The 19,641-nt window shown below is 41.9% G+C and carries 21 protein-coding genes and 1 pseudogene; 4 read left to right on the plus strand and 18 right to left on the minus strand.

Going from position 1 to position 19,641, the window contains the following annotated elements:
• Positions 1-38: 38 nt before the first annotated feature.
• From MKP07_RS29740 to MKP07_RS29770, 7 genes are read right to left on the minus strand one after another with little or no spacing between them, the layout of a single operon-like run.
• Positions 39-1,412 carry a redoxin domain-containing protein gene (locus tag MKP07_RS29740; RefSeq protein ID WP_240851596.1) on the minus strand — a complete coding sequence of 458 codons (1,374 nt, stop codon included), beginning with the start codon at positions 1,410-1,412 and terminating at the stop codon, positions 39-41.
• Between the two features lie 10 nt (positions 1,413-1,422).
• Positions 1,423-2,199: a hypothetical protein gene (locus MKP07_RS29745; protein WP_240851599.1), complete on the minus strand. Its 777-nt coding sequence runs from the start codon at positions 2,197-2,199 to the stop codon at positions 1,423-1,425.
• Positions 2,200-2,243: 44 nt separating this feature from the next.
• A complete protein-coding gene (locus tag MKP07_RS29750; protein ID WP_240851600.1) occupies positions 2,244-2,942 on the minus strand; it encodes a PKD-like family lipoprotein in 699 nt (232 codons plus the stop codon).
• Positions 2,943-2,959: 17 nt separating this feature from the next.
• A complete protein-coding gene (locus tag MKP07_RS29755; RefSeq protein WP_240851602.1) occupies positions 2,960-3,676 on the minus strand; it encodes a DUF4843 domain-containing protein in 717 nt (238 codons plus the stop codon).
• Between the two features lie 27 nt (positions 3,677-3,703).
• Positions 3,704-4,042: a RagB/SusD family nutrient uptake outer membrane protein gene (locus MKP07_RS29760; RefSeq protein ID WP_240851605.1), complete on the minus strand. Its 339-nt coding sequence runs from the start codon at positions 4,040-4,042 to the stop codon at positions 3,704-3,706.
• Positions 4,039-5,211, minus strand: a complete 1,173-nt coding sequence (locus MKP07_RS29765; protein WP_240851607.1) for a RagB/SusD family nutrient uptake outer membrane protein — start codon at positions 5,209-5,211, stop codon at positions 4,039-4,041. The genes MKP07_RS29760 and MKP07_RS29765 overlap by 4 nt, the downstream gene beginning before the upstream one ends.
• Before the next feature lie 20 nt (positions 5,212-5,231).
• On the minus strand, positions 5,232-6,740 hold the full coding sequence (locus MKP07_RS29770) for a SusC/RagA family TonB-linked outer membrane protein (protein WP_240851608.1): 1,509 nt from the start codon (positions 6,738-6,740) through the stop codon (positions 5,232-5,234).
• Between the two features lie 69 nt (positions 6,741-6,809).
• On the opposite strand from MKP07_RS29770, the gene MKP07_RS29775 reads away from it, so the two are divergent.
• The gene (locus MKP07_RS29775) at positions 6,810-6,959 is read left to right on the plus strand and encodes a hypothetical protein (RefSeq protein WP_240851609.1); all 150 of its coding nucleotides are present in this window, start codon (positions 6,810-6,812) and stop codon (positions 6,957-6,959) included.
• 218 nt (positions 6,960-7,177) lie between these two features.
• On the opposite strand, the gene MKP07_RS29780 is transcribed toward MKP07_RS29775, so the two are convergent.
• The 4 genes from MKP07_RS29780 to MKP07_RS29795 form a co-directional block, all read right to left on the minus strand.
• Entirely contained in the window at positions 7,178-8,635 is a 1,458-nt protein-coding gene (locus MKP07_RS29780; protein ID WP_240851611.1) for a SusC/RagA family TonB-linked outer membrane protein, read from the minus strand.
• A gap of 608 nt (positions 8,636-9,243) precedes the next feature.
• Positions 9,244-10,383 carry a FecR family protein gene (locus MKP07_RS29785; protein ID WP_240851613.1) on the minus strand — a complete coding sequence of 380 codons (1,140 nt, stop codon included), beginning with the start codon at positions 10,381-10,383 and terminating at the stop codon, positions 9,244-9,246.
• Positions 10,384-10,504: 121 nt separating this feature from the next.
• On the minus strand, positions 10,505-10,759 hold the full coding sequence (locus MKP07_RS29790; RefSeq protein WP_262920007.1) for a sigma-70 family RNA polymerase sigma factor: 255 nt from the start codon (positions 10,757-10,759) through the stop codon (positions 10,505-10,507).
• Between the two features lie 56 nt (positions 10,760-10,815).
• Positions 10,816-11,106 (minus strand): RNA polymerase sigma factor, encoded by a 291-nt coding sequence (locus MKP07_RS29795; protein ID WP_240851616.1) that lies wholly within the window; start codon positions 11,104-11,106, stop codon positions 10,816-10,818.
• 341 nt (positions 11,107-11,447) lie between these two features.
• Between MKP07_RS29795 and MKP07_RS29800 the strand changes: the two genes are divergently transcribed.
• Together MKP07_RS29800 and MKP07_RS29805 are read left to right on the plus strand one after the other, a co-directional pair.
• Positions 11,448-14,111, plus strand: coding sequence for a glycoside hydrolase family 2 protein (locus MKP07_RS29800; protein WP_240851617.1), 2,664 nt, complete (start codon positions 11,448-11,450; stop codon positions 14,109-14,111).
• Between the two features lie 10 nt (positions 14,112-14,121).
• Positions 14,122-14,316, plus strand: a complete 195-nt coding sequence (locus tag MKP07_RS29805) for a hypothetical protein (RefSeq protein WP_240851619.1) — start codon at positions 14,122-14,124, stop codon at positions 14,314-14,316.
• Between the two features lie 114 nt (positions 14,317-14,430).
• Here the strand turns inward: MKP07_RS29805 and MKP07_RS29810 are convergent, their stop codons facing one another.
• The 7 genes and pseudogenes from MKP07_RS29810 to MKP07_RS43165 all read right to left on the minus strand — a co-directional run bounded on the left by MKP07_RS29810 (position 14,431) and on the right by MKP07_RS43165 (position 19,161).
• A complete protein-coding gene (locus MKP07_RS29810; RefSeq protein ID WP_240851620.1) occupies positions 14,431-14,847 on the minus strand; it encodes a hypothetical protein in 417 nt (138 codons plus the stop codon).
• 152 nt (positions 14,848-14,999) lie between these two features.
• Positions 15,000-16,906, minus strand: a pseudogene (locus MKP07_RS43160) (rhamnogalacturonan lyase).
• 138 nt (positions 16,907-17,044) lie between these two features.
• A complete protein-coding gene (locus MKP07_RS29820; protein WP_240851623.1) occupies positions 17,045-17,569 on the minus strand; it encodes an FKBP-type peptidyl-prolyl cis-trans isomerase in 525 nt (174 codons plus the stop codon).
• Entirely contained in the window at positions 17,566-17,700 is a 135-nt protein-coding gene (locus MKP07_RS40025) for a hypothetical protein (protein ID WP_262920008.1), read from the minus strand. The genes MKP07_RS29820 and MKP07_RS40025 overlap by 4 nt, the downstream gene beginning before the upstream one ends.
• Positions 17,701-17,726: 26 nt before the next feature.
• Entirely contained in the window at positions 17,727-18,080 is a 354-nt protein-coding gene (locus MKP07_RS29825) for a hypothetical protein (protein WP_240851625.1), read from the minus strand.
• Between the two features lie 23 nt (positions 18,081-18,103).
• Positions 18,104-19,018, minus strand: coding sequence for a DHH family phosphoesterase (locus MKP07_RS29830; RefSeq protein WP_240851627.1), 915 nt, complete (start codon positions 19,016-19,018; stop codon positions 18,104-18,106).
• The gene (locus MKP07_RS43165; RefSeq protein WP_394803723.1) at positions 18,949-19,161 is read right to left on the minus strand and encodes a DHH family phosphoesterase; all 213 of its coding nucleotides are present in this window, start codon (positions 19,159-19,161) and stop codon (positions 18,949-18,951) included. Before MKP07_RS43165 ends, MKP07_RS29830 begins: the two co-directional genes overlap by 70 nt.
• 46 nt (positions 19,162-19,207) lie before the next feature.
• Between MKP07_RS43165 and MKP07_RS29835 the strand changes: the two genes are divergently transcribed.
• The gene (locus MKP07_RS29835) at positions 19,208-19,624 is read left to right on the plus strand and encodes a nucleoside-diphosphate kinase (RefSeq protein ID WP_240851629.1); all 417 of its coding nucleotides are present in this window, start codon (positions 19,208-19,210) and stop codon (positions 19,622-19,624) included.
• Positions 19,625-19,641: the final 17 nt, after the last annotated feature.

Consider the following 19,641-nt stretch of genomic DNA (forward strand, 5'->3'; position numbering starts at 1 on the left):
TTCCATCAGTATATAATCAGGATAAGGAGAAGAACCTGTTAAGAAGAAACGGGTTTTACCTTTTTATCGATCACAAATTTTGCAGGAATGCCTTTGATGCCAAACTTAGGGGCGATCTCATCATCATTTTTCTTATCATCAAACAACACATTAAAAGTGTACTTGTTTTTATCAATAAATTCGTTCACTTTTTTCTCATAGTCTTCATCACGCTCCCAGGTATCAACAAATAAGAATACTACGTCCGGATCTTTTTCATATTTAGTAACTGCTTTCTGCATACCCGGGAAGGATCGGATACAGGGACCACACCAGGTTGCCCAGAAGTCGAGCACTACTACTTTACCCAGCAGAGATTTAGAGTCTACAATTTCTCCTTTCAGGTTGCGCAGCTTAAAAGAAGGTGTCTCTTTTTCGGTGATGATTTGAGCCAGGTGATTTTTGATGTCATCATTCAGCTCAGCTTTCAGTCCATCAATGTAGCCATCAAAACCTGTACGCTGCCCTTTGTTCAACTTTAGGTACAATTCTTCCAAAGGCTTTTCATAACCAAATTGTCCGTCTTTATACAAAGTAGTGTATTGGTTAAAAGCTTCAAGATCGCGACCTACCTGTTGTAACGCTTTAGCATAGCCCGGTGCAAAATCTTTTGTTCTATCCGGCACAATCTTCCTGGCTTGCTCCAGGTAATCTAATGCTTCTTTATATTGACCACGTGCCAGTAATACCGCGGCATAGGTTTGAACATAACCCGGGTAACCCACTGCGGCAAATTTTGCTTTATTGCTTTGATCTGTTCCATTAATAAAGAACAATGCGTCCTCAATGCTTTTTTGTACGAGCGGCAAGGCGGCAGTAGTATCGCCTCCTTTCAGCAGTTCTTCAGCAACAGGAATATATCCTTGCGCGCGCCAGAATTTCTCCTGCATATTATCCAATAATTTTAACCCTTGTTCTTTCTTACCCTCTTTGACCAATTGCCTCGCCAGGGCTGCTGTTACGTAGTCGTATACAATACCATCGTTGGGAAACTTGTCCATTGGATATTTTTTCAGGATCGAATTATACAGTTTCTCTTTATCCTTTAAATCTTCCAGGTCATAGAATTTCGATATCTCTTTACTTCTTGCTATTTTACCTTTGGGATGTAGTTTAATAGCTCTTGCCTGTACCGCCTCAGCTTCTGTAGCAAGTTTTCGATAATTTAAAAAATTATAGTAGAGCTGCAAATCATCCTCGTTAGTAGCAACTTTCGCATCTGCTACTATGGTTTTTACCAATGAATCTTTTTGAGCTTCGGTTCCGGTTTCAAATATCTTCCCGAAAACCTGTCCTTTTGAATTGGCTCCATCCTGCGCCTGGCTGATGGAGGCCGCCAATAGTGAGAGTGCAAGAACAAAATTCTTTTTCATTTTTTTGTTTTTAATATTTATAAGCGAAATCGATTATCTTATTGAAACCATTAAATACATGGCTATAGTTACTGCCCAGATCTCCTACCGCCGATATATTGAAGAAGTATACTTTTCCAGAGCTGCCATTCCAGGTCGCAACTACGAGTCTCTGCTGACCAGTACCCGCGACTCCTTTCAGATAATCCATTTTAGTAACAGATTCTCCAGCGGGAAGATTGAATACCTCAGTGCTCGTGTTAGAAGTGGTTTCATATTTTAATAACCTGTTTCCAACGGCATAAAAAATATGTGGAGTAAGTGTAGAGGATGCAAGGGCCGTGGCATTCGCAATATCGGGCGCATTCATCGCTACTTTAGCTACTGTAACTACGGGATCGTCGGTTGCAGCTACCGTTCTGAACTGTAGCAGATAAGGAGTTGAACCTTCCCTCATTACAGCATTATACCGGTCTGTAACATTGGCCGAGTCAAGAAGCAATAAATCCATTCCAACATTATTCATATCGAAGACAGTGCTGGCAGCGGCGGGGAAAGCACCGAGAGCATTAGCTCCAACAGAATAGAAGCGTTTATACTTTTTATCGTATACAACAACCGGGTAGGTAGCTGCAAAAGTGCTACCACCGGCAACATAGGGAGCAATATCGTAGTCATAAACTCCGGCTGGGTTTACAATGGCTTCTCCCCATTTTTTACTACCCGGAAAACCACCCACCAGATTAGTATGTAGCTGCCCGTTATTGATGGCAATACCCATGCGCTGCCATGGATTAGCTCCGGACATATAGGCTGCCCAACCTATATAAGTAGGTTTTACTATGCGTGGTTTTACAAAAAGAAAAAACCTATATCAAACTTTTTTGTCAGGGTGAGACTGCTTAACTCAATTGCATCCGTCTCTGTTTGAATATAGATACGACGGTTGGGAGTAGAAAGATCATCCGTTACATCAAACCTGGTAGTTGTAATGGATACCGGCTTGCCCAACGGTGCAGCCGGATTTAGCAGCGAATAAAGATTATGCTCAACGCTATTATCTGGTAAGATCATTGAGAGATCAGCACCTGCGCCTTTTTCCTCCAGGAACATCCAGCCCTGGGCATATTTATTGGCTACTGTGATATCATACTGCCTTACTGCAGAGATACCCGTTTTGTTGTCCGTAACCTTTAAAGTCAACCTATAATTTTCACCAAGTACAAAAAGATCGCCGGTTACCCTGAACGCAAGATTAGGTGTTCTTGCGATGGTATCGCGAGGCATCGTGTAGTCGCTATTGGGAGAATTGTTATACATAAACCAGGCGTAGGAAAGATCGCTTGATGGAATAGTTTGACTAAGTACCGGGTTCAAGCGAAGTGTATCTCCCTGGTTGATGAAAATACGCTGTGCCGCAGCTGGGTCAGCAACGCTTATTTCATTGATCTTTTTATAGTCATAATTACCCTGATCTTTATAGCAGCCGGCACATGCAAGCAGCAACAGCAGTGTTATTGCATGAATATATTTTTGATAATCAGCTTTCATTTTTAGTAGTTTTTGGGTTAAAGGAAAACAACACGTTCGCCATTTTCATCAATCAATGGCCCGTTAGCCTGTTCGTAATTGTATAAAGCCAGCTTCATCGTTTGTACCACGAAGTTGATGTCCTGAGGAAAAACTACTGCAGGCCACGCAGCACTTCCGTAGGTTTGATTAATAAACTGATGCTTGGTTCTCGAGTAAGTTCCGAAATAAGTCGCCCATCGGGTATCCCAGCTTGACGGCTTTAATAACTGATCGTTGAGAGATATACGATAATGCTGCTTGTTATAGGGATTTATAGAATTCGACTTATCAATATAACCTGGTTTAAAATCTTCAGATTCGCCAATGGTTAAATAAGCATTAACCACGCTATCCTTTAGGCCGGGTTTGCGATAAATATATACTGGTAGCGACAGTTCATAAGTATTAGCGGGAATTACCAAGGGCCCGAACTGAAAATGATAGCCTCTTTTTGCTGTAGAGCTGTCGTCTATAATAATATTAAATATCCTGTCCCTGTCAACAGCTGAGCCCATAATACGTAGGGGTATAAAAAGCGTGTCGGTGACAACGCTGGCGGGCTCTGCAGTAAATGAGTAGTCAGCAGTAACGCCTTCCCTGAAATAAATACGCGCATCCTGCTCATATATTAGCGATTGATCTTCTTTACACGACGTTAATGATAATGCCAGTAAAACAGTATAAATAAATCTTTTTAAGTATGTCTTTTTCATTAAATAATATTTGTAGAATGAATAAGATTAGTTAACACCGAATTCGATTTCTCCAAGAGGAAGCGGGAATGTATATTTTGCCTGCGTCATTGGATTTCCTACTCCATCAGGGATAGTGGTAACATTTTTTCTTTTGTACCAGAACCACAATTGACCTTCTCCATATAATTCCTTCCGATATTCTTTTTGCAGCTCTGCGTCTAATAATGCAGGAGTATTCACTACATCGGTGCCTAAAGCGGGAATCAGCCGGGCTAACCTTACCACATTGAGATAACCTACGCCAGCTGCCACCGTTGGCGCAGCCTCAGCAGCTATATAATACATTTCAGGCAGGCGAACAATGGGCACCAGACGTTGCTTCACATTGGTAGTCCTGTCAGAATAATATTTTTGGAATAAACAATAGTCGTCGTAAACTGGTTCCAGATACTTCTGGCCGCGTCAGGGTTGCGTATATCTGTACCATATCCTACCAGGGATGTTTCATATATCGCTGAAAGTTTTGCCTTGGTAGAAAACAAGTCGTCTGCATCAGAGGTTGCCGTTTGGGAGCTTTTAAAATATTGATCAGCGGCTAACTTAAGATTAGATACACTTAGAGAGAAAATATGTTCCGGAGTAAACGTAAGATCTGAAGCTTCAGTCGTAGCGTCTACTGATAACGTGCCCGGATTAATAAACGAGAATCGCCTGCTATCGATTACTTCGTTAGCATATTTTAAAGCGTTTATTTTATCACCTTTATACAAATATAACCTGGCCAGGATAGCTTTGGCTGCCCAATAGTTAATATGATTTTGACGATATATCAACAATAGATCGGATGAAGTGGATCCCTGGTTTCCGGCAATTTGATCAATCCCAGGGTATACCGACAACAACTGCTCGGCTTCTTTGAGGTCTGCCTCGCATTTCGCCAAAACCTCCCCTGCTGATAATTTTGCCTGTGGTTCGATCTTGAACTGGTCCATATAAGGTATTGACCTGGTTGTGTCATTGGCTCCATTCAGGTAAGCTGGTGCAAACATGCGTAGTAAGTCAAAATGAACAGCCCCTCTTATTGCTAATGCTTCTCCTTTTACAATATTAAGCGCCGTACCTGCAAGAACGTTTCTTTGCGCTACATTCTTAAGTATATAGTTAGCTTGTGCAATAGCCCCATAATAGCCAGACCATATAGAATTAATTGAGCTGCGTACATTTTGCTGCGCGCTTACTTCTGAAGTGTAGGCATACCTGGCAGTTTGGCCGTACCAGGTATTAGTTTGGCCCGATTTGTTCTCGTAATTCTGCGCCAGTACGTCTATAAAACGGTAGGTACCCAAACCTCCGTAAGCACTCAGATCAGCCATTTTCTGATATGCGCCAAACAAGGCATCAAAGTATCCTTGTTGCGATGAAAACTGTTCATCCTCTGATACCCTGGTAGCAGGATTTACCTCCAGCCATTTTTTACAACCGGTCAAAACCTGTATAAGCAACACTACTATCAGCAGTCCGAACAGCTTTTGGGAAATATATTTAAAAGACATGGTAATAACTTGTTTTGATGTTAGAATGAGGTTTGAATCTGAAGACTAAATGTCTTGGCAAAAGGATAATCCAGGCCACGTTCTCTCCTGATGCTGGATAAACGGAATACATCGGAAGTAAAAAAGCTGATCCTCGTATTTTCCAATCCAAGCTTTTTATTCAATGCGTTTGAAAACCGGTAGTACATGGTCAGGTTTTCCAATGCCACCAGGTTATCATTTTGCACGAAACGAGAAGTGGTATAGGTAGGCTCAGTAATAGCAAAGCCTGCATAATCTATTAACCCCTTGAAGAAAGTTACATCGCCAGGTTTTTGCCAACGATCTTCATATACTCTCCGATCTACATTATAAAAAGCCACTGCCACATTTTCTACGCGTTCTACCAGTGTTTGGTTATACGCCTGTCCGCCATAACGGAACCGGAAGAATACGTTAAAGCCGATGCCATTCAATTCCAGGTTCGTACCAAATGTTCCTTCTATTTTAGGCCTGCTGTCTCCGATAATTACCTGGTCGCGCGGGTCATAAATATTACTAAGACGGCCATCTCGTTTTACAAAAATCTCGTAACCGGTAGCGGGGTCAATACCCAGTGAAGGCACAGCCCAGATGGCAGAAGTACTTTGACCTTCGGCATAGCGTGTGATCGGCCGGCTTGATTTAGCCGTGTCCGCTCTCGCATTCATAGCTGCGATGGTGCTGGAAACCTTTTCAATCTTGTTCTTTACAGAAAACAGGTTGGCAAATACCGAAAGGTTATTACGTTTTGCATTATTATTGATAATATTATATCGCAGATATAATTCCCAGCCACGGCCAATTACATCTCCCATGTTCTCAGCATAAGACGTGAATCCTGTAGATGGTGCGGTAGAAATGGTAGCTATGCTTCCCTGTGTTTTCTCAATAAAATAGTTACCGGTTATATCCAGTTTTTTGAATAAGGTGATATCTGCACCAAAGTTACTTTTAGCCGTCTTCTGCCAGGCCAGTGCATCGTTACCAAAACCGAGCAGGTAGGTACCGATCACTCCCCTATAATCACTGGATGTATAGTATTGGCTGGTAGAGATCGCCTTATAACTTTCGAAGTTTTGAGAACCGGTATAGCCAAACGAGTAACGCAATTTCAGGCGATCCACAAACTCCAGGTCTTTAATGAATTTTTCATTATGAATATTCCAACCGGCTCCTGTTGACCAGAATGGGGCAAAACGTCTCAGTGTACCAAACTGAGAAGAGCCATCCGTCCGGAATGAGAAATCTAATAAGAATCTGTTATCAAAGGAGTAACTCACATTGCTTAGCAGGCCAAACAATCTTGTCAGGCTTTCTGTACCAATGGGCTTGCTATCCTGCGGAAAGCGATTACCCAATACCAGTTGGTCTAAGCGTGGATTAGGAAAACCTTCTACCATGAAACTCTCGGTATTATATTTCGTTTGCTGCATGTTAGTACCCAAAGTCGCAAAGAACTGGTGCTGCCCGATCAGCTTATTCATGTCAGCCGTTATCATTCCTTCCATACTTTGTCTTTTCCCGTATCCTTTTGTATAGGAACCCTTTTCAAATGTGGGTCGCGATACAAACGAAGTATGTTGAGCAGGAAGAAAAATATCACTTTCATCTGCCTGGTACTGGTAAGCAAATCTACCGGTGAAGCGGAGCCACTGCGCAGCCTGCCATTGGGTAGAAAAATTATTAACCAGGTTTTGATACGTTTTTTTATCTACTATATTCAGTGAAGCATTATATAGCGGATTGGTTGCCCTGCCAACCGGCCAGCCATCCAGGTTATTGTACTGATCAAAGTTAGTAAGCCTGTTACCTGCATTATCTCTTATGTCTTCCAGGTATACTTTTAGGTTTCCTACGCTGTCGTAGGGTGTCCAGTAAGGATTTAACCGGGTGTATTGTGTAAATGAACCATAAGGCGAATTGTTGGCGGTATTAGCATTAATAGTCAGGTCGTTCCTGAATTGAAATTTTTAACCCTGTATGAGAGGAAGGTATTACCCGATAACAGTTGCCTGTCTGAGCCTTTCATTGCACCCGTAATACGGTTATAAGTAAGATTAATACCATATAATGCATCGTTAGCGCCGCCTTCTACATAAATGGCATGTTTGGTTCCGATACCTGTTTGCACCGGCTGCGAGATCCAGTCGGTATTCACGCCCTTTTCAATAGCAGCCAGCCTTTGGTTGTAAAAGAACCCCAGTTGCTCATCCCTAAAGTTCCAGTCGTAAAAAGAATAGGCATTGATCTTATTTTCCAGGTCAAATTTTTCTCTTGCGTTGAGCAGGTTATAGCTGGAAAGATCTGGTATTTCCGCCGATATGTTTCCGATATAAGAAACCCGCAGTTTACCTTCTTTGGGGCGTACGGTTTCTATTACGATAACACCATTGGCAGCCCTGGAACCATATATTGAGGTAGCCGCGGCATCTTTCAGGATATCTACCTTTGCAATGCGGTTCATATCAAGATCATTGATACGCTGCAGCGGTACTTCAAAGCCATCTAAAATAAAGAGCGGTGTATTGGCTCCATTAGCATAATCAAAAGGTACTGTTGAGCTACCTCCCAGATCAACCAGGCTATTGCCGCTGCGTAGCACTATGTCAGGTAAAACGTTAGGGTTAGAACCGAGGTTTAAATTCTCCATCAACTGAAAAGACGGGTCGAGTGATTGCAGCGCATTCAACACATTGGAGTTGCTTACGCGTGCGATATCTTCAGCTGTAAAGGAACTGGATGCCCCGGTAAAATTAGACTTGGGTCTTACGTATACACCGGTAACAACCGTTTCATTCACAGAGTTGGGACTGGTAGCTAATTTTATCTCATAAAATTCTGATTTTCTGACTGTAATTTCTTTTTCGACAAAACCCACATAGGTGATCACTAGTATTGTACCCGGGGCAGCGCTGATAGAAAATTCACCTTTTATGTCGGTTAGGGTTGCAATTTTGGATCCTTTCACCGTTACCGTAGCGCCTACTAAAGGCTCTCCCGAATCTTCACTTTTCACCAGCCCTTTTATTTCCACGAACTGTTGTACCGGGGGCGCTATCACTGCAGGCCTCATGCTGAAGAATGATGCGGGATCAGTTGTCTTTTCCGGCTTCCTGATAACGATGGTATTGCTTCCTGCAGGCATGCTATAAGACAGGCCCTGGTTACGAAACAAGTCCTGCAAAGCCTGCTTTAACGGCAGGTTTTTCCAATCCAGGTTCACTTTTTCGGTTCCCTGTAAGGTTTTGGTCGTGTACAAAAAGCCGTAACCGGTTTGCTGTTCGATTGATTTGATTACCTGTTCGAGGGAAGCGCCCCTTACCCTTAGGTTTACATTTTGGGAAATACCATTTGCTGATACCTGCAGGAAAACAGCTGTCAGCAATAGAATTGTCAATTTCATTCGTCGCAGAACTTTGAGCGTAATGTGACCTCTTAGACATACCGGAGCCCCGGCAATATCATGCCCATTACCGCGTGTTAGAAAAATCATACTTTTACAGTTGGTTTTTAATAAATAAGTAATCAGCCGTTATTTCATTTTTTAGAAACTAATCCCAGGCCGGTATGCTCGCAACATACCGGCTACATTTTTTAATTATATTATTAGCAGCTGCTTACTTCCATTACCATCCACCAGAGGGCGCATAGTTGATAAAAGACGGTGCTGTATATTTTATTTAATTGGGTACATCCGTATCAACGGATGGTTACAAACCAGTCAATTCTTTCTAAAACCCTCCCTATGAAATAGGGCTGGTTATCAAAATTTATGTATAAGCTTTTAAGGGTTTACCCGGCTTAAAGTTTAGTTGTGTCGTTTACAATTTGACGTTGCAAATATATTGCTTTTCTTTTAGTCCACCAAAAAGGTAGACAATTTATTTTTCTCCTGTAAATTTATGATCTTTTCCTGTAACGCCCGCCAGTGGCCGGTTACAGCCAACTACCTGTATACTAATAAGCCTGAATCAAAAAGCCATATATAATGCAGGCTTTACTTTTTTACGATCACTTTTTTCCCTTTTGTTCAAAATGAACAGCATGGGTTTCAGATAAAAGCGAGAGAATTTGCGAGAGGTTTACATTTCTCGATATAGATCCCATAAACGCTTCCCCGGTTGGCGCTCCTTCATACACCACATCTACATCATACCATTGTTCCAACTGACGCATTATTTGTTGAATACTGCTATTATCGAATACGAACTTATTATTCTTCCATGCTAACACATCATCCAGGTCAACATTGTTCGAGATCCTTATCTGTTCTTTCACGCTTGCTTGTTGCCCGGGCTTCAATAAACTGTTAGCACTTTTGCTGGAAAGTTTTACCGATCCTTTTATGAGGGTTACTTTAACTGGATCTGCACCCTGGTATGCATCTACATTAAATCCCGTACCCAGCACCCGGATCGTTACATCACCGGTTTGAACAATAAAAGGTTTCGCAGCGTTATGACTCACATCTAAATAAGCCTCGCCTCTCAATTGTACTTTTCTGTCGTTGCCGGTGAACGCTACCGGGAAGGTTATGGAAGATCCGGCATTTAACCAAACATGGGTACCGTCTGCCAGTATCATATCTATTACCTTACTCCCTCTCGGGTTATCCAGGGTGTTATAAACAGGCGCATGATCTGCCGTGGCTGCATCTGTTTCATATACTAACTGACCATTGGCATTTTTTATTAATTTTCCGTCCCCCTGTACGGCCAGTGTGCCAGACATTAAGCTGTCAAGCGATATGGTTTGACCGTCAGCCAGCCGCACTGTAGCTTTACTCCTTCCCGGGGCAGCTACATCTGTAATAGTTGCTGTTGCAGGAGTTGTATCCCCGTCATTAAAGAAATAAGCTGCTATTCCTATCGTGAGAATCAAAACTGCTGCGATACCCACCCAATACCTGCTGATTCTTTTCTGGTATGACCCGGGCATCCTGTCCGCATCTTTGCCGGAATGCTGCTTACCTTCTGTTTCTTCAATATGTGTGGCCTGCTCAAATACAGCTGCGGCCGATAAACTGCTGCTATTTTCAGGAAGTTGTTGTGTGTGCCAGTACTCTTTAAAAGCATGATACAGTTTCTCTGGTTCCTGTTCAGCGAGCATCAATATCTTATCCAGGTCTTCCCTGGAACAGGTATTGTTCATATACCTTTCCACCAATTCTATAAAATATGTATCCTTATTTTGATCCATTTGTGAAATGATAGCTGCCGCCTATCATAAATAACGAAAAAATAATCCGCTACTACTACCCGGTTTAAAAAAATTATTTTTCTTTTATCAGGTAAGCCAGCAACACTAAAAGACCCGCAAGGCCATAGTGCTTTTCGAGGTAGGACTTAATGAATTGCTTTGCTTCTACAATAGTATTGGCTACCGTATTTTTAGAAATACCGAGCGTATCTGCAATCTGACTATGAGAAAGGCCTTCTTCCCTGCTCAAATCAAACACTTTCCTCCTTCGGGCCGGAAGTAAATCAATAGCTTCGCGAAGTTTATTTTCGTATTCCTGCATCAGCAATGGGGCATCCGCATAAGATTGTGCAGGAATTTCTATTCGCTCCCATATAATATCTGCTACAGTTTTGTTCCTGACAGCAGCCCGAAAAAATCGATGCTCTTGTTGTAAGCTATCTTAAATAGGAATCCATCAAAGTTTTCGATACCACCTATCATATCTCTCGAAAGCCAGAGTTTGAGAAAGACATCCATAACCAGTTCTTCCGCCACTTCGTTAGACTTTACGAGATTTACTATAAAATTAAATAGACGTGGATGGTAACGATCGAACAAAACAGTAAACGCCTGCTGATCGCCCTGCGAAACCTGATTTTGTAATAGATAGTCTTGTTCGGTATTGTAGCCCACCCGTCTAAATTACAAATTCATTTAATAAAAAGTTAATAATGATAAAATTTTGCAGCGTAATAATAAAAACTCCCTCTGAATCAAATTTTATTATATAATATTTTTTGCAAATAAATCAAGCGCCTAATTTATTTTCAAAGCAGGACGGCTCAGGATACATCAGGATGGTAGAATTATTAACCTTATCTACTTTAGCCAACAGCGGCTATTTATTAATAACGATTGTTCGCTGTAGTTAGCGCCAAACCTAATCTTCACTAAAGAAGTACGGGCTGGTAGCATATTGAATTTTAGGTAGGCAAACTGCTTTGCCAAAGCTATACTATCACTTTTATTATCTTATGATGAATTGGAATATTCGTTGGGTTTTTATATTTTTTGTAGCATTATTTATCTGCCGGGCAAGCTTCGCCCAGGAAAAACAGGTTCGTTATCTCTCTGGTACCGGAAGCGACAATACAGTGGCCTGGGACTTTTATTGTACAGGAGGTAGAAATAGCGGTTACTGGACCACTATACCCGTTCCCTCTTGCTGGGAACAACAAGGATTTGGTACTTATAATTACGGACGTGATTATAAAACCTACGGAAAAAATTTTCGTTTTGCTGATGAGAAGGGAAAGTACCGCCATTCATTTAAAGTTCCGGCTTCGTGGAAGGGAAAAGAGATATTTATTGTTTTTGAGGGGAGCATGACGGACACCGAAGTGAAGATAAACGGAAAGCCGGCCGGAACAAAACACCAGGGTGCTTTTTACCGTTTCCGTTACAATATCTCCGACAAATTAAATTATGGGGCTAATAACCTGCTGGAGGCAGAGGTAAGTAAAATGTCTTCAACCGTATCTGTCAACAACGCGGAAAGACTTGCAGACTATTGGGTGTTTGGCGGCATCTTCAGGCCCGTGTACCTGGAAGCGGTTAATAAAACGCATATTGACTATGTAGGTATTGACGCGAAGGCGGATGGTAGTTTTAAAATGATGGCCTACCTGCAAAACCAGCAACAACCGGCAACAATTATTACTGAGATCAAGGATGCAAAAGGCATCACGGTTTCACGTATTACAGCACAGGCAAATAAAGGAGATTCTACTGTGCTTTTACAGGCGGCTGTAAAGAATCCAAAATTATGGACCAGTGAAACCCCGAATCTCTACACTGCACATATTTACCTGAAACAAAACAATCAAATCGTTTACCAGTTAAAGGAAAAATTTGGTTTCAGGACTATTGAAGTGAGAAAGGGCGATGGTATTTACGTGAACAATGTGCAGGTGAAAATGAAAGGGGTTAACCGTCATTGCTTTTGGCCCGAAACGGGACGTACATTAAATGATAGCCTGCAGCTATTAGATGTTCAGCTGATCAAAGAAATGAACATGAATGCGGTAAGGTGCTCACACTATCCGCCCGATAAAAAGTTCCTGGAACTTTGTGACTCACTGGGCCTTTACGTAATCAACGAATTAGCCGGATGGCAAAAAGCTTATAACACAGAAGCCGGTACTCCCTTAATCAAGGAGATGATCACCAGGGATCTGAATCACCCGTCTATTATTTTCTGGGCTAATGGAAATGAAGGTGGCACCAATAAAGCCCTGGATGCCGTCTTTACCCGTTGGGATTTTTCAGCGCGACCCGTTATTCACCCGCATCACCGGCCGGGTAATGATTTCAATGGCATCGACTGCAATCATTATGAAGATTACTATAGCACGCAAAGCATCCTGAACGATAGCCTTATTTATATGCCGACGGAGTTTTTGCATGCGCAGGACGATGGAGGCGCCGGATCAGCTATGTATGATTTCTGGGAGCTGCACTGGAACGCTAAAAGAAGCGGTGGTGGCTTTATCTGGGCTTTTGTAGATGAAGGTATTGTTCGTACAGATATGCGTAATATCATTGATGCCAATGGTTTGAATGCGAATGATGGCATACTGGGACCACATCGTGAAAAAGAAGGCAGCTTTTATGCATTGCGGGAGATATTCAGCCCGGTACGGGTATCGATGAAAGATATTCCTGCAAATTTCAAAGGCTCTATTGAGCTGGAGAATCGTTATCACTTTACCAATCTTAACGACTGCACTTACGAATGGGCACTGGTGAATTTCCGCAATACATTTGACATGGTGTTCACCGGGTATACGATAGAAAAAACAGGTCTTGCTAAAGCCCCATCTATCCGGCCTCATAATAAAGGAAATCTCCTATTAGATTTACCGGTCAATTTTCGCAACTATGATGCTTTGCTGCTAAAAGTAAAAGACCCGTTTGGCAAAGAATTATATCAATGGAGTTGGAATTTAAAATCCAACCGCGAACTACTATCGGGTATCTGGAATTTTGCACCACAGTCAACGAGTGCCGTTGAAGCAGATTCTCTCATTAGTTTATCTAACAACGGACTTGAAATAATCATTAACAAGAAAACCGGATTACTGGAGGGTATAAAAAATCCAAAAGCAGGTATGGACAACCTTTCATTTAAGAACGGGCCTGTTTTGTTGAATGGCAATAGCAGGGTCACCTCCGCTGTTATCAGGAACACGGATAAAGAGTCCTCCGCAACCTTCACCTGTGAAGGAGAAATGCGCTCCATTAAATGGACGATGCAGGCAAATGGCTGGGTGGCGCTGGACTATGAATATCATATAGAGGGAGCATACCCTTTTGCCGGTATTAGTTTTAGTTATCCTGAGAATTTTGTATTGTCTGCAAAATGGCTGGGCAAGGGCCCGTACCGGCAATGGAAAAACAGAACCCATGGAACGCCTGTTAATGTATGGCAGAATTTTTTCAATAATACGCACACAGGGTATTCGCCTGTAGTATACCCCGAGTTTAAAGGCTATTACAGCGATATTACCTGGATGGAGTTTAATACCGTAGAAGGCCGGTTTTATGTAGCCAGCGAGGAAGAAAATTTATCGGTACGGCTTTTCAACTTTTATGGCTTAAGTGGTGCAAAGCCTTTCCCCTTCTTTGCCTGCAGGTGATATATCTTTCTTGGATGCTATTCCGGCTATGGGTACCAAGCTGGCTTTAAATATCAGTCCTAATACAAAAGCCCTTGGGCCTCAAAGTGAAAACACGGTTTTTGATAAACCTGTTAAACGGCGCTTATATTTTTATTTTGGTTTACCTAAGATAAGCGATGCACAGGAACAGTATAGCCGGCCGGAAGTAGACAATGTGTTTTAAACTTTTGGATCGGTCGACCAAGAAAAAGTAACAGCGCTGTCACAACATTTGTAATATCAAATTAACTTACTGCGAGCAACCAATAGCGTCATTACCAAAACTTATCTGATCCAATTATGGTTTAAGAATGGAACGCTTTCTCAGGTATTCCACCGTTTCTGAGGAGCGCTTCTGCTCAAGGGCAACTTCTTTCAAATAGGCTTTTCTCATAAAAGGAACTTTTTCGAGTGATAATAATGTATCAGCTTTTACTTCAAAAATAGAATACCGGATAATTTTAAGATACTCCCAATAGTTGATCATGTTGCTCCTGAGGCGTATCGAACTCAGGGGTGAAACATATTTATAGTCCATCCATTTTCCAGACAATTCCTTCTCCTGTTCAGCAATATTTTTATCAATATATGAAAGATATTCAGGAGTCGATTTTATCTTGCTGACAGCCATTAGATATTGTTTCTTTCTTACTTCCTCACTTACTTTTATATAAACCTTGTTCTCTAGTTGATGTTTGGTTTCTAAAACCTGCATAATAGCTTCACCGATATCTGATTTAAAAACCGATTCCTGAGCGAGGAGCTGTGCCGGTAACTGACAACCTAAATAGAAAGCAAAGAGGCGAGCTGCTATTTTTTCATAGAGATTAGCTTTGAAATGTGTACTCGTTATAAAAATAATCTATTTCATTTTTTCGGAAAAACAATCTCCGGTTTTGGAGGCTGGCTCATTCCTGCTCCCATAAAAAAGCCCAAGTGTGGAGGCTGGTTATAACCTACATTCTGCCAAGCTATACTTAATCGATATTGCGGATTGTGCATCAATGTATAAAACCGGTGTTCTGTAGGTATAGGGGTTGAAAAAATACGAAGCTCTTTGTTATCCGCAGTGCGATAAATCACTTCCTCTCTCCAATCGCCCAAAATATCTGCCGATAAAACAGGGTTAGATTTTGTGCCGTTGTTGCTCCTGCACTGAAAGTCAGCGGTATTCAGTATCCTGGTGGTTTTAGCATTTGGGTAATCCCATTTATCGATAGTGGTGCCATTCAACAATTCGCTTAATACGTCGCCATCCCAGTAAATACCCATATTACAGGAAGGTATTCGATCTGCTATTTTGTTGCCTTTACAGTCAAACATACCTCTTATACCTGCTCCGGCCACCCAACATTCAAAACCAGGGTATCTGGGGTCTATGTCCAGCGCCAGTCCCCGTCCGGGACCCTCCCCGTCTTCGCCTGCTTTCACCGAAGCTTTCTTCCAATATATTTCACCGGTTGCCGCTGATCTGAAACTAGCTCCCGCATCGTCAAAACGCTCCTGTATACCGAATACTTCGAGACCCGGAATGGACGGATCAAGGTCTGATACATGCAATGCATCTCCATGTCCCAATCCTGTTGAATATAGACCCTTACCATTATCATCGAGACACATAGCACCAAAAACAATCTCGTCTTTACCGTCTCCATCTACATCTGCAACAGTAAGATTGTGATTTCCTTGTCCGGCATACTTTTTATTGCCCGGTGCATCGCTGTCGAAGGTCCATTTTTTTCAAGCTTACCTTTTTTAAGATCCCAGGCAGTGATAACAGATCGGGTATAATAGCCTCTCGACATAATAAGACTGGGATGCTTTCCATCCAGGTAGGCAATGGCTGCAAGAAAACGATCCATACGGTTTCCATAACCATCTCCCCAGATGGCTTTTAAGTCTGCTGTAGTTGGATTCAATGTGGATGCACGTGGAGGAATGAAATCTGTGGTGTGTATCAATTCACCCGTCAAACCATTAAATACAGAGAGGTATTCAGGTCCCGCCAATATATAGCCTTTGTCATTTCGCCAGTCTTTAGTGGCATCTCCTATAACCCTGCCCTTAGCATCTTTAGAGCCGTCTGCTGTTTTCATGGCTATTTCCGCTTTCCCGTCTCCATCCAGGTCGTACACCATAAACTGTGTATAGTGGGCGCCTTCTCTAATATTTTTCCCCAGGTTAATGGTCCATAACAACTGACCATTTAGTTTATAAGCCTGTATCAATGGTTCATCTGTAAATCCTGCATGGCTATTGTCATTACCCTTACCGGCAATATGAACAATGATCTCATACTCGCCATCCCCATCCAGGTCTCCTACAGAGCCGTCATTTGCTGCATACCCGGGTGGGATCTGAAGCGGAATAGAAAGGTATGGTTGGGTGGCATTTTTTAAAACAAAGTGTTCTTCTGATTTTGATTCGGTATTATGTTGTACGGTTCTAACAATATAGGTGCGTTCTGAAACAGTATCCTTCCAGTCATCCAGGAAGGATGTAACTTTTGTAAGAGGCTGTTGATTGAGCTTTACCGGCGATCCTGAAGTTTTTCTATAAACATTAAACCCGATAGCGTCCGGATCTGATGCGAGCCAACGCCAGGAAACCAAAACCTTTCCATTCCCATCAGGCACGGCAATAACACCCCGGTTCAGATTTTCCATTAATCGTTGAGACAGGGCTGTAAAGCCAATACTGCACAATAAAAATATTAACGCTATATGTTTCACCAAAATAGTTTTACACATGATCCGGAACGGCATGCTTTGCATTGCCGGAATGCAATCGACTTTATCCTTTAAAAATAGCAGATGTAGTCATCGGAACTGTCATGCTGCATCCTGTATTTAAGGCATTAAAAAAGCCACCGCTTTTGCGATGGCTTTAAAGTTTATTCCTTTTCTAAAGAATTAATGATTATGTCCGTCGTTAGGACCATGTGCCTGTGGAGTTGGCATCTGCGGAGCAGCTGGTTCTTTGTCGCTTACTTCTACAATCTCAACATCAAAGTACAATGGTTCGTATGGTTTGAAAACACCGCCATTACCTTCTTTACCATAAGCCAGGTAACCAGGAATTACGATGGTTCCTTTACCACCTTGTTTAAACTGTCTTAAACCATCTTCAAAACCTTTGATGAAAGGCTGTACACCTAATTGCACGGTGAATTGGTTCGCATCAAACGTACTGTCGTTGCTTACTTTTTTACCATTATATTTAACAGTAACAAATTTACCGTCAGCAACCTGTGCACCAGCACCTGCCTGGTCAATCTTAACAAAAGTTCCAACCGGAGTTTGAGAAGCAGTCCATTTTTTAGCAGCCAGGAAGTCCTGTACAGCTTTCACTTGTTTTGCTTTTTCACCAGATTTCTCTAAAGCAATTTCGTCAGCTTTTTGTTTTTCTTCCTGCTCTTTCATCATTTTTTTCATCATCTCTTCCTGCTCTTTTTCTGGCGGGGAGCGTCTTTTTCCATTTCTTTCTGATAGTCGGCCTGGGCTAAACTGTCATTTTTAAATACTTCCAATACTTTAAAAGTCAAAAGAATTTTATCACCTTTTTTCATGAATGGAGGTAACTGAGCTTCCTGTGCTAATCCTTTTTAATTAAAGAATCTACATATAAAACGGTAACAAGGCTATCACCTTTTTTCAGTTTTTTGAAAAACTCGTCAGGACCATATGCATTAGGCATGGCAGCATCCTGGATTTTAACAAACGCAGGTAACTTTCCATAAGTATCTGTCAACACAGTGTCTTTAGCACCTTCAATTTTTTGGATGACATGCATTTTTAAAACATCTCCTACTTTAGAGCTGTCTTTGCTTCCTCCGTCGATGATTTTATACTTTACACCGCTAGCGCTGGTTTGGTAGTCAGCATTATTACAGGCAGCAAACCCTATTGTTGCAAAAGCCAATGCTCCTAAAATTTGTGAACGTTTCATTTGTTGTTATTGTTAATTATAATTTACGATTTCTTTACGTCGGCAAGCAGCTGTTCGTTTTCCCGAATCACCTGTTTGAAGTATTCGACTGTTTGTGCTAAACCGTCTTTACTGTTTCCGCCAGACGCATTGTAATGGCCGCCTCCGTTAAAATATTTACGCGCAAATGTATTGCAATCGAAATGGCGTTTACTTCTAAAACTCCACTTGCGCTCCTCATCCCGGTCTATTACGAATCCTACTAATTCAATTCCTTTAACCGAAAGCGGGTAATTGACGAGGCCTTCTGTATCTCCTGTCTTGATTTCATATTTCAACAGATCCTGTTTGCTGATGGCAATCAGCGCTGTATTATATTCGTACAGGAATTCCATCCTGTTGCTCAGTACATGACCTATAAACCTCAGGCGATTCTCTAAAAAATTATCGAAAAGGCTGCTATGCACCAGTGAATGGTCAAAATCGGTCTCCATTAACCTGGCCACCATGCGGTGTACGGATGCGTGCGTTGAAGAGAACCTGAAAGATCCTGTATCTGTAACTACTCCGGCATACAGGCATTTGGCAATATTCGCATCAATCAGCTTATCATTGCCACTGGCTTCAATAAAATCGAATACCATTTCGCAGGTAGAGCTTTTGGTAATATCGCTGATACCGTAATTAAAACTGGCAGTGTCCGGCTGCTCATGATGATCAATCAACACTTTTACACAAGTAGCGCTGGCCAATAACGGAGCAAAATTCTTGGTACGATGAAATACATTGAAATCCAGGCAAAAGAGATAGTCTGCCTTATTCAAAAGTTCAGCAGAACGATCATGATGCTTTTCATAATTCAAAACTCCGTCACAGCCGGGCATCCAGTTCAGCCAGCTCGCCCAGTTGGTGGGGAAATAACCGCAACTTCGTGACCCAGTCTCTTCAAAAAGCCGCATAAACCCAATGCAGAACCCATGGCATCGCCATCGGGTTTTTGATGCATAGTAATGACAACCCTGGCAGGTTGCTTTATCAACGGGAATATGTCATGTATAGGCTTCATACAAAAGTGCCGCAAAAATAGGCAAATTAAGGTCATGAAGAAATATTAAGTTTCTTTACCTTTGCGACCCAAAAATGAATATATGAGTAACCGTACATTTACGATGATCAAACCTGATGCTATGGAAAATGGCCATGCAGGAGCTATTTTAGATCGCATCACTAAAGAAGGATTTAAACTGGTGGCGCTGAAACTAACCCAACTTTCTGCTGAGAAAGCCGGTGAGTTTTATGCTATACATAAAGAAAGGCCTTTCTTCGGTGAATTAGTAGCATTTATGAGCCGCGGGCCGATTATTGCTGCAATTTTAGAGAAAGACAATGCCGTAGCTGCTTTCCGTGACCTGATCGGAGCAACTAATCCTGCGAATGCAGCGGAAGGAACTATCCGTAAAACATTTGCTGAGTCCATCGAAGCAAACGCTATTCACGGAAGTGACAGCGATGAAAACGCTAAAATTGAAGGAGATTTCTTTTTCAACTTTTTTGAAAGAGTTTAATCGAACTGAATTTAAAA

This window comes from Paraniabella hibiscisoli (assembly GCF_022512515.1).
In the GTDB taxonomy this organism is placed as follows: domain Bacteria; phylum Bacteroidota; class Bacteroidia; order Chitinophagales; family Chitinophagaceae; genus Niabella; species Niabella hibiscisoli.